The 10,656-nt window shown below is 68.7% G+C and carries 9 protein-coding genes; 4 read left to right on the plus strand and 5 right to left on the minus strand.

The window, feature by feature from the left end:
* On the plus strand, window positions 1–175 hold a 175-nt coding region (locus ACIQCZ_RS42130), incomplete at its 5' end, for a transposase (RefSeq protein ID WP_402291467.1).
* A 36-nt stretch (window positions 176–211) separates the two neighbouring features.
* Window positions 212–1,096, plus strand: coding sequence for an IS3 family transposase (locus ACIQCZ_RS42135; RefSeq protein WP_402291454.1), 885 nt, complete (start codon window positions 212–214; stop codon window positions 1,094–1,096).
* A 63-nt stretch (window positions 1,097–1,159) separates the two neighbouring features.
* Here the strand turns inward: ACIQCZ_RS42135 and ACIQCZ_RS42140 are convergent, their stop codons facing one another.
* From ACIQCZ_RS42140 to ACIQCZ_RS42150, 3 genes are read right to left on the minus strand one after another with little or no spacing between them, the layout of a single operon-like run.
* On the minus strand, window positions 1,160–2,083 hold the full coding sequence (locus tag ACIQCZ_RS42140) for a carbohydrate ABC transporter permease (RefSeq protein ID WP_402291456.1): 924 nt from the start codon (window positions 2,081–2,083) through the stop codon (window positions 1,160–1,162).
* A complete protein-coding gene (locus ACIQCZ_RS42145) occupies window positions 2,080–2,994 on the minus strand; it encodes a carbohydrate ABC transporter permease (protein ID WP_402291458.1) in 915 nt (304 codons plus the stop codon). Before ACIQCZ_RS42145 ends, ACIQCZ_RS42140 begins: the two co-directional genes overlap by 4 nt.
* 46 nt (window positions 2,995–3,040) lie before the next feature.
* On the minus strand, window positions 3,041–4,330 hold the full coding sequence (locus tag ACIQCZ_RS42150) for an ABC transporter substrate-binding protein (protein WP_402291460.1): 1,290 nt from the start codon (window positions 4,328–4,330) through the stop codon (window positions 3,041–3,043).
* 266 nt (window positions 4,331–4,596) lie between these two features.
* On the opposite strand from ACIQCZ_RS42150, the gene ACIQCZ_RS42155 reads away from it, so the two are divergent.
* Complete coding sequence (locus ACIQCZ_RS42155) at window positions 4,597–6,633, plus strand: NPCBM/NEW2 domain-containing protein (protein WP_402291462.1); 2,037 nt, start codon at window positions 4,597–4,599, stop codon at window positions 6,631–6,633.
* Between the two features lie 225 nt (window positions 6,634–6,858).
* Here ACIQCZ_RS42155 and ACIQCZ_RS42160 read toward each other — a convergent pair whose 3' ends face one another.
* A complete protein-coding gene (locus ACIQCZ_RS42160) occupies window positions 6,859–7,794 on the minus strand; it encodes an ROK family protein (RefSeq protein ID WP_402291463.1) in 936 nt (311 codons plus the stop codon).
* Between the two features lie 176 nt (window positions 7,795–7,970).
* On the opposite strand from ACIQCZ_RS42160, the gene ACIQCZ_RS42165 reads away from it, so the two are divergent.
* A complete protein-coding gene (locus tag ACIQCZ_RS42165) occupies window positions 7,971–8,999 on the plus strand; it encodes a LacI family DNA-binding transcriptional regulator (RefSeq protein ID WP_402291465.1) in 1,029 nt (342 codons plus the stop codon).
* A 98-nt stretch (window positions 9,000–9,097) separates the two neighbouring features.
* Here the strand turns inward: ACIQCZ_RS42165 and ACIQCZ_RS42170 are convergent, their stop codons facing one another.
* Window positions 9,098–10,396, minus strand: coding sequence for a DUF6986 family protein (locus ACIQCZ_RS42170; RefSeq protein ID WP_402291469.1), 1,299 nt, complete (start codon window positions 10,394–10,396; stop codon window positions 9,098–9,100).
* Between the last annotated feature and the right edge of the window lie 260 nt (window positions 10,397–10,656).

Genomic DNA, 10,656 nt, shown 5'->3' on the forward strand with positions numbered 1-10,656 from the left:
TGAGAACACTAACGGCCTGCTCCGCCAGTACTTTCCCAAGGGCACCGACCTGTCCGGATATACCCAGGCCGACCTGGATACCGTCGCGCTCAAGCCGAACACCCGCCCCCGGCAGACCCTCGGGTTCGAAACTCCCGCTGATGGGCTCGCGGCAGCTGTTGCATCAACCGGTTGACTCCGCCACCGCCTTCTTCGTGAAGGAGAACGACCGGTGAGCGAGTTGTGCCGGTTTATCCATGCGGAGAAGGCGAACCATCCGATCGTTCTGCTGTGCCGGGCCCTGCACGTGGCCCGCTCCTCCTACTACGCCTGGCGCGAGAGCGAGGCCGCCCGCCGCGCCCGCGAGGCCGCCGACGACTCGCTTGCGTACGAGATCACAGTGCTGCACCTCGCCTCCCGGAAGACCTATGGTGTTCCGCGCATCCATGCCGAACTGCGGCGTCTGGGACGACAGGTGAACCGAAAGCGCGTCGCCCGCGTCATGCGCGAGCGCGACATCCGGAGCGTCACCCGGCGGAAGCACCGCTCGCTGACCCGGCCGGACAAGAAGGCGAATCCGGCCCCGGACCTGGTCGGCCGCGATTTTCACGCCGAGCGCCCCGGGATCAAGCTGGTCGGCGACATCACCTACCTGCCGACGGCCGAGGGCTGGCTCTACCTCGCCTGCTGGCTGGACCTGGCCACCCGCGAGGTCGTCGGCTATGCCATGGCCGATCACCACCGCGCCGAACTCGTCGTGCACGCCTTGGACATGGCCCACGGTCGGGGGAACCTGGAGCCGGGCTGCGCAATCCACAGCGATCGCGGCAGCGAGTACACCTCGACTCAATTCCGGCATCGGCTACGGAAGTTGGGGCTGAGGCAGAGCTGCGGACGCACCGGATCATGTTTCGACAACGCCGCCGCTGAGAGTTTCTGGGCCCTGCTCAAGGAGGAGATCGGCACCCGGATCTGGCCCGACCGGGCCACCGCCCGCGCCGAGGTCTTCACCTTCATTGAGACCTTCTACAACCGCCGCCTGCGCAAACACAAGATCTTCGGCTACCTCACCCCAGCCGAGACCAGACAGCGGCATCAACACGCCCTCGCGGCATAACCATCGAGTGTCCAAGAACACGGGGAAACTTCAGTCGGCGGACCGGGGCCGCCGCCGGCCGGACTACCCCTTGCTCGAACCCAGCGTGAGGCCCGCGATGAAGTGGCGCTGAAGCAGCAGGAAGACCACGAGCGTCGGCAGGGCGACGATGACCGAACCGGCGGCGAGCAGGTTGTAGTCCGTAAAAAATTGGCCGCGGAGATTGTTGAGCGCCGAGGTGATGGGGAGCTTGTCGCCGTCGGACATGAAGACCAGGGCCCACAGGAAGTCGTTGTACATCCAGGTGAACTGGAGGGTGCCGAGAGCGGCCAGGGCCGGGCGGCACAGTGGCAGGGTGATCCGCCAGTACCGGGCCCAGACGCCCGCGCCGTCGACGACCGCGGCCTCCAGGATCTCCCGTGGCAGGGTGCGCATGAAGTTGGCCAGCACGAAGACGCAGAAGCCGATCTGGAAGCCGACCTGGACGGTGACGACGGCCCAGTACGAGTCGAACATCGTCATCGAGTCGGACATCCAGTAGGGCAGCGGGATGCGGTTGAACACGACGTACAGGGGTGTGACGATCACCTGCTGCGGCAGCAGGTTCCCGGCGGTGAAGAGCATGAGCAGGACGAGCCCGCCGCGCAGCTTCAGGCGAGCCAGCGCGAAGGCCACGAAGGAGGCGAGGAAGAGGGTGACGAGTACTCCCGGAACCGCGATGATCATGGTGTTGACGAAGTACTTCGTCATACCGGAATCGGAGAACGCCTGGCGGTAGTAGTCCAGGGAGAGATGGCGCGGCAGCGAGAAGTAGCCGTGCGCCGAGGTCTCGTCGTACGGCCGCAGCGAGGCATACACCGCCAGCAGCAGCGGGGCGAGGAAGGCGAGGGAGACCGCCATCAGGAAGGCGTGGACGCCGATCCTGCCGGGGCGGACGCGGCGCCGGACGGCCGGGGCCGGTGGCGCCGCCGGGACGCCGGGGCGCGCGGGGGCGGTGTGGACGGTCAACGGTTCTTCTCCCCTCGGAGTTCCTGGACCAGGTACGTCGCGACGAATCCCAGGGAGACGGCCAGCAGGACGACGGCGATCGCGGAGCCGAAACCGATACGGCTGGCCTCGCCGATGATGTTGTCGGTGACGAGCACGGAGAGCAGTTCGAGTCCGTTGCGCCCGTGGTTGACGGCGTACACGATGTCGAAGGCGCGCAGGGACTCGATGACCGTGATGACGCCGACGATGACGTTGACCGGCCGAAGCGTGGGGAGGACGACGCGGAAGAAGGTCTGGGCCTCGCCGGCCCCGTCGATCGCCGCGGCCTCCTTGAGCGAGGGGTCGACGGCCTTGAGTCCGGCAAGGTAGAGGATCATCACATAGCCGGTGTGCCGCCAGGCCGCGGCCAGCAGGACCATCCAGATGTTGAGGTCCGGATCGCCGAGCCAGTCGGTCGGCGAGTTCGTGTCCCCGATGACCGCGTTGAGGGCACCCTGGTCACGGGAGAAGACCAGTTGGGCGATGAAACCGACCACGGCGAGGGACAGCACGACGGGCATGTAGAGGGTCGACTGGTAGAAACGGCTGAAACGCACGCCCCTGTCGATGAGTACGGCGAGCAGCAGTCCGAACGGCGCGGCCACCAGACCGAGGAAGCCGAGCCAGAGCAGATTGTGCCGGGCGGCGGGCCAGAACTGCGGGTAGTTGGTGAAGAGGTTCGCGTAGTTCCGCGTACCGACCCACTTGATCTCACCGATGCCGTCCCAGCTGGTGAAGGAGAGCACGACGGAGGCCAGGGTCGGCCCCCACACGACGGCGATGTCGAGCAGGACGGGTATGCCGAGCAGCACACCGAGTACGACGAGGTCGCGGTTGGTGAACCGCCGCGTGACCCGCCGTCCGGTGCGCCGCGCCGAGATGAACGACACGGTCGGTACTCCAGGTTCGGTCGGATTCCATCGGGAGCGTCCTCGGTCAGTCGGCGGCGAAGATGGTCTTCTTCTGCCGCTCGATGTCGTTGACCAGACCGTCCACGTCGTTCGGGTTGCTGATGAAGCTCTGGATCGCCGGGATCATGACTGTGGAGGAGAAGTCCGGCCGGGTGTCCCGGTCCAGGAACTGGGAGATCTGCTTCGCCCCGGAGACCAGTTCCACGGCCTTCTTCTGGAGCGGTGAGTACGCGGAGATGTCCGCCTGGTCGCTGACCGCGATGTTGTTCGGATCGCTCTTCAGGTAGATGTCCTCGGCCTTCCCGGTGGCCAGCCACTTGACCAGGTCCTTGGCGCTCTCCAGGGACTTCTTGTTCTTCAGGTTCTTCGACTTCTTCGCCAGCAGGAATCCGTCGATGGGTGCCTCGACCGCCTCCTGCCCGTGTTCCGGGTCGATGACGGGGAAGGGGAAGAAGTCGATGTCGCCCTGTTCGCCCTTGGGGAACTGTGCGCCGGGGTGCGGCAGGCCGAACACGGCCATGCCGGCCTCCTTCTTCTGGAGGCTGGTGGCGGCTTCCTGCCAGGTACGGCCGTTGGCCCCCTGCTGGCAGTACGGCAGGAGCCTGCGCCAGGTGTCGAAGACCTCCTTGACCCGCTTGTCGGTCCAGGCGACCTCGCCCGCCATCAGGCTCTTGTGGAACTCATAGCCGTTGGTCCGCATGTCGATGTAGTCGAAGGTGCCCATGGCGGGCCAGCCGTCCTTGTCGCAGAAGGCGATGGGGTCGAGCTTGTCCTTCTTCATCTGCTTGGCGAGCGCCACGTACTCGTCGAGCGTCTTCGGGGCTTGATAGCCGCGGTCGGCGAACAGGCTCTTGCGGTGGAAGACGGCCCACGGATAGTAGTAGTAGGGCGTGAGGTACTGCTTGCCGTCCGCACCGGTGGACTGGGCTTTCAGCGCGTCCGAGAAGCCCTTGTAGTCCTGCCAGTTGTCACTGATGTCGTGCAGCAGGCCTTTCGCGGCGAAGAACTGCATCCGGTAACCGGCGAACCACATGAAGACATCGTCCGGCTTGCCCTGCAGGTATCGGTTGATGTTCTCCTGAAAGGTGTTGTGGTCGACGGTGTTGACCTTCACCTTCCGCCCGCCCGATTGCGCCTCGTACGCCGCGAAAGCGTCTGCGAAGGCCTTCTTCGGAATCGGGTCGGACGAATTCGAACCCAGGGTGATCGTCTTTCCGTCACCGCCGGGGCCGCTCCCGCATGCGGTGAGCAGCGAGGGAAGAGCGACGGCTCCCGCGCCCACCGCAGCACCACGCAACAGACTTCGTCGGGACATCCGATGTCCTGCGACGCTGCCCGGCACACTTGACCTGTCGTAATCAGACTGCGCCATGCCCAACTCCCTTGGGATGCAACCCAACACAACCGAACGTGCGATTGGATCTCACCCCCAAGTGATGGTGCCGTCAAGGGTTTTGACGAGATACCGGACAACCGACACCTTCGCTCTTCCAACAGACTTCAACACGCCCTAACGTAATCGCACGCATTGGCGTGCACATGCCGTCATCCGATCATGCACGAGTATGGAGGAACGTAACGATGCGTCATCTTCCAACCCGTACAACCAGAATCAGCCATCACAAAGTCATCGGAGCGCTGCTGGCCGGGCTGCTCTGCGCCGCGGGGGCCACCGTCCCCGCGGCCGCCGACTCGTCCGCACCCGCGCCCGCGCCGGCTCCGCAGGCCGACAACGGGCTCGCGCTCACACCTCCGATGGGGTTCAACAATTGGAACTCGACGCACTGCCGCGCCGAGTTCGATGAATCGATGGTCAAGGGCATCGCCGACATCTTTGTCGAGAAGGGCCTCAAGGACGCCGGCTATCAGTACGTCAATCTCGACGACTGCTGGGCGAAGCCGCAGCGCAATGCGGACGGCGAACTGGAGGCCGATCCGCAGCGCTTTCCGAACGGCATCAAGGCCGTCGCCGACTATGTCCACTCCAAGGGCCTGAAAATCGGCATCTACACCAGCGCCGGCACCAAGACCTGCGACAGCGTGGGGCTTCCGGGCGCGCTCGGCCATGAGTACAGCGATGCACGGCAGTTCGCGGATTGGGGCATCGACTACCTCAAGTACGACAACTGCAACAATCAGGGAGTCGACGCGAAGAAGCGCTATACGACGATGCGTGACGCGCTGGCGGCGACCGGCCGCCCCATCGTCTACAGCATCTGCGAATGGGGCGAGAACAAGCCCTGGGAGTGGGCCGGTGAACTCGGCAACCTCTGGCGCACGACCGGCGACATCAATGACAGCTGGGGCAGCATGCTGTCGATCATGAAGCAGAACCTGCCCCTCGCCGCCGCCGCGGGCCCGGGACACTGGAACGACCCCGACATGCTGGAGGTCGGCAACGGTGGCATGACGGACACGGAGTACCGCACCCACTTCTCCATGTGGTCCGTGATGGCGGCCCCGCTGCTCATCGGCTCCGATCTGCGCAGGGCGAGCCCGGAGACCTTCGAGATCCTCTCCAACCGCGAGGTCGTCGCGGTCGATCAGGACCCGCTGGGCAAGCAGGGCACCGTGCTCTCCTCCACCGCCGGGCGCTGGGTCGTCACCAAGGAGATGCTGGACGGCAGCCGCGTCGTGGCCCTCTTCAACGAGACCGGCGGCGCACAGCGCATCTCGACGACGGCCGAGGCCGTGGGACTGCCGAGGGCGACCGCGTACACGATGCGCGATCTGTGGGAGCACACGACGTACAACACCGCGGGCGACGTCTCGGCGACCGTCCCGGCACACGGCACCGTGCTGCTGCGGATCGCCGCCGACCGCAAGTGGGCCGCGCACCCGCCCGCCGTCGAACTCGGCGTCGACGCCGACCCGTTGATCGAGGCCGGTCGCACCGCCGCACTCACGACGACGGTGACGGATCTCGGCCGCACCGCCGCCACGAAGGTGTCCACGGCCCTCACCGGCCCCTCGGGCTGGCAGGTGAGGGCGGTTTCACCGACCGGTTCACCGGTGCTGCCCACCGGTCGGTCCCTGACCACCCGCTGGCAGCTGACGGCGCCCGCGGGCACGGCCTCCGGGACCTACGACCTGACGCTCACCACCCGATACCGCTCACCGGCCGGAACACCTGCGACGTCCACGGTCCCGTTCCGGGCACACGTGGTCGTCGCACCACCGTCGGGTGTCAGCCATATGAGCGATCTGCCCATGCTCTCCGCCACCAACGGCTGGGGGCCGGTCGAGAGGGACACCAGCAACGGTGAGAGCAAGGCCGGCGACGGGAATCCGCTCACCATCGGCGGCACGGTCTTCGCCAAGGGCCTCGGTGTGCACGCCGACAGCGTCGTCGAGTTCTACACCGGTGGGGCGTGCAGCGCCGTGACGGCGCAGGTCGGGGTCGACGACGAGAAGGGCACCAGGGGCACGGTCGCCTTCGAGGTGTGGGCCGACGGTACGAAGGCGGCGTCGACCGGCGTGCTGACCAACGCGATGCCCGCGCAGCCGCTCTCGGCGGATGTGAACGGTGCGCAGGTCGTACGTCTGGTGGTCACCGACGGCGGGGACGGCATCGATTCCGACCACGCGGACTGGGCGGATCTGCGGATCACTTGCTGACGAAGAAGAGGTGACCGGGGGGCGGGGGCGCGGGTCGCGCGCCCCCGATCGCCGATCGGGCATGAGGGCATCGCCGACGCGTCCGGTGCGGCCGAAGCACCTCGTCGGGCGCGTCCGGCGTACGAGGGTCTCCCGTCCGAGTCACACCGGGCTCGCGTGACCCGGCACCGGGCCCCGCTCGCTGATCCGGCCCGATCCGGACGGCAGGCCCTGGACCGTCACCGCTCAGCCTCTGCCCACGCGGATCGCGGCGGCCGCCGCGCCCACCAGTCCCGCGTCGGTGCCCATCACCGCCGGCGCCACCGTGAGCTGCCGGACGAAGGAGAGCGTGGCGTACCGGCTCAGGGCACGGCGCAGCGGAGTGAAGAGGATGTCGCCCGCTCCGGCCACTCCCCCGCCGATCACCGCGATATCGATCTCGACGAGCGTGGCGGTGGCGGCGATGCCGGCGGCCAGCGCCTGCGCGGCACGCTCGAACGAGGCGAGGGCGATCCGGTCCCCGGCGCGCGCGGCGGCGGCCACGGCAGCGGCCGAGGTGTCGCCTTCCGGTCCGGGCCGCCAGCCGGCCTCCAGCGCCCGGCGCGCGATGTTCGGTCCGCTGGCGATGCGTTCGACACAGCCGCGCGAACCGCACGGGCACGGATCCCCGTCCAGATCCACGCTGACGTGACCGATGTGCCCCGCGTTGCCGGTGGGACCGGGGTGCAGCCTTCCGCCGAGGACGAGTCCGCCGCCGACACCGGTCGACACGACCATGCACAGCGCGTTGTCGTAGCCCCGGGCCGCGCCCAGCCAGTGTTCGGCCGCCGTCATCGCGACGCCGTCGCCGACCAGTTCGACCGGCAGACCGCCGACCGCCTCGCGGACCCGCGCCACCAGCGGGAAATCACGCCAGCCGGGAACGTTGACGGGGCTCACCGTGCCGGCCGAGGCGTCCACCGGGCCCGCGCTGCCGATCCCGACGGCCCTCACTCGTCCCCACAGCGGTGATCCGGACAGCTCTGCCAGCACCTCCGTCACGGCCTCCATCACCGTCTCGGCGCCCTCCCGGGCGGGCGTCGGCCGCTGCGCCCGGACGAGGAGCCCGCCGCCGCCGTCGACCAGCGCGGCGGCGATCTTGGTGCCGCCGATGTCCAGCGCGGCGACGAGGTCGGTAAGCATCGGTGCGGCTCCGTGAGTAGGTGGCGGGGACCTGCGGCTTCGGTAAACAGTCTCCCCAGTCTCCATTCAGCTGACAACGTTGTCCAGGGCCTATGCTCGACGGCACAGTCCCCGGCCTCTCCGCGGCATCGCTCGCGGGACCGCCGGACCGCCCGTCGACGACAGGACAGCGCACCGTGGCCGAGACCGCCCGTCACCCCGAGCCCCGTTACGGCAACCGGCCGACCATGAAGGATGTGGCCGCCCGTGCCGGAGTGGGCCTCAAGACGGTCTCTCGTGTGGTCAACAGCGAGCCGGGGGTCACGCCCGACACCGAACGCCGGGTCCAGGAAGCCATCGAGGCACTCGGCTTCCGCCGGAACGACAGCGCACGGGTCCTGCGCAAGGGCCGCACCGCCTCGATCGGCCTGGTCCTGGAGGATCTCGCCGACCCCTTCTACGGGCCCCTGAGCCGCGCCGTGGAGGAGGTCGCCCGTGCCCACGGCGCGCTGCTCATCAACGGTTCGAGCGCCGAGGACCCGGAGCGCGAGCAGGAGTTGGTGCTCGCCCTGTGCGCGCGCCGGGTGGACGGGCTCATCGTGATTCCGGCGGGCGACGACCACCGCTATCTGGAACCGGAGATAAGGGCCGGCATCGCCACCGTCTTCGTGGACCGGCCGGCCGGCCGGATCGATGCCGACGTGGTCCTCTCCGACAGCTTCGGCGGTGCCCGCGAGGGCGTCGCCCATCTGATCGCGCACGGCCATCGCAGGATCGGCTTCATCGGTGACCAGCCGCGCATCCAGACCGCGACCGAACGGCTGCGCGGCTATCACGCGGCCATGGCGGACGCCGGGACAGCGGTCGTCGACTCCTGGGTCTCCCTCGGCTCGACCGACCCCGGCCGCGTCCGCGCCGCCGTCGAGGAGATGCTCTCCGGTCCCGAACCCGTCACCGCGCTCTTCGCGGGCAACAACCGGGTCACGGTGACGGCGGTGCGTGTCCTCGCCGAGCAGGAACGCCGGATCGCCCTGGTCGGCTTCGACGACATCGAACTGGCCGACCTGCTCGGCATCACCGTCATCTCGCAGGACGCCGCCGCGGTCGGCCGCACCGCCGCCGAGCACCTCTTCCGCCGCCTGGACGGCGCGGACCACACCCCGGCCCGCGTCGAGATCCCCACCACGCTCATCCCCCGCGGCTCGGGCGAACTGCCGCCCGCCTGAGCCGCCGGGCGGCGCCGCCGCGCGACCGTCCGGCCGGATCGAGGCCCTGGCGTCGGGCGGCCGTCCGGTCGCCGGTGCGGCCGGTGGGCGCTCCGCCGTTACGGCGCGGTCACCGTGAGCCCGCCCCGGCGCGGCGACGCGAACGCGTCCAGGTCCGCGCGCGTCAGCCCGGTCAGACGGGCGACCTCGGCGGTGTCCAGGGCACCGCAGTCGATGCCGCGCAGGAGGTACCCGCTGAGCGCCTTGGCGGTGGCGGGTTCGTCCATGACGTCGCCACCGGCCTTGGCCACGTACGCCGCAAGGCGCGCGGCGGCCTGCTCCAGGCCCTCGCGGTAGAAGGTGTACACGGCCGCGTAACGCGTGGGCAGGTGACCCGGGTGCATGTCCCAGCCCTGGTAGTAGGCGCGAGCCAGGGCGCGGCGGGTGAGGCCGTAGTGAAGCCGCCAGGCCTCGTGGACCTGGTGGGTGGGGCCGACAGGGAGGACGTTGGTGGAACCGTCGGAAACCCGTACGCCGGTGCCCGCGGCGGCGACCTGCATGACGGCCTTGGCGTGGTCGGCGGCCGGGTGGTCGCTGGCCTGGTAGGCGGCGCTGACCCCGACGCAGGCGCTGTAGTCGAAGGTGCCGTAGTGCAGACCGGTGGCGCGCCCCTGCGCGGCGTCGATCATGCGGGCGACGGCGGCGGTGCCGTCGGCGGCGAGGATGGACTGGCTGGTCTCGATCTGGATCTCGAAGCCGAGTCGGCCGTCCGGCAGCCCGTGCGCGCGCTCGAACGCTTCGAGAAGCCGGACGAAGGCGGTGACCTGCTCGGGGTAAGTCACCTTGGGCAGGGTCAGGACCAGACCGTCGGGCAGACCGCCCGCCTGCATCAGACCGGTGAGGAACACGTCCGTGGTGCGGATGCCGCGGTCGCGCACGGCCGCCTCCATGCACTTCATCCGGATGCCCATGTACGGGGCCGCCGTACCGTCCCGGTACGCCTCCGAGACGAGCCGGGCGGCGCGAGCCGCGTCCTCGTCCTCCTCGGCGTCGGGGCGGGGGCCGTAACCGTCCTCGAAGTCGATGCGCAGGTCCTCGACGGGCTCGCGCTCCAGCTTGGCGCGCACCCGGTCGTGGACGGGCACGGCGAGTTCGTCCGGGATGCCGAGGGCCGCGGCGAACGCGCCCGCGTCGGGGGCGTGCTCGTTGAGGGCCTGCAGCGCCTGGTCGCCCCACGAGCGAATGGTGCCGGAGGTGAATGTGTCGCCGGAAACATAAACCGTGTGGACCGGCTGGCGCGTCCCCGGGTCCCCGGGGTAGCGACGGGCGAGCTCGGCGTCGACCGCGGTGAGGGAGGCGCTGATCTCCTCGCTGACCGCACCGGCGAGGCTCGTTGCCACCTTCTCCTGCTGACCCATTTCCACACCCTCCACAGTCACGCTGTTTCCGCTTCCCGGAATCAACAATCCGTATAGTGAAGTTATAAGGCCGTCGGATCTGCGTCAATGGTGATCGAAAGCGGTCCGGGGCCGTGTGGTGAGTACACACCACACGGCCCCGGACCGTCGGGACGCCATGGGGGGCGCAGGGTCAGCCCTTGCGGGACTTGACCTCGTCGGTGAGCTGGGGCACGACCTGGAAGAGGTCGCCGACGACGCCGTAGTCGACGAGGTCGAAG

The organism is Streptomyces sp. NPDC093149, assembly GCF_044754145.1.
Classification (GTDB): domain Bacteria; phylum Actinomycetota; class Actinomycetes; order Streptomycetales; family Streptomycetaceae; genus Streptomyces.

Coding starts and splice junctions, on each gene's coding strand:
- ACIQCZ_RS42155 (WP_402291462.1), top strand. CDS start 4,597: ATGCGTCATCTTCCAACCCGTACAACCAGAATCAGCCATCACAAAGTC.
- ACIQCZ_RS42150 (WP_402291460.1), bottom strand. CDS start 4,330: ATGTCCCGACGAAGTCTGTTGCGTGGTGCTGCGGTGGGCGCGGGAGCC.
- ACIQCZ_RS42160 (WP_402291463.1), bottom strand. CDS start 7,794: ATGCTTACCGACCTCGTCGCCGCGCTGGACATCGGCGGCACCAAGATC.
- ACIQCZ_RS42170 (WP_402291469.1), bottom strand. CDS start 10,396: ATGGGTCAGCAGGAGAAGGTGGCAACGAGCCTCGCCGGTGCGGTCAGC.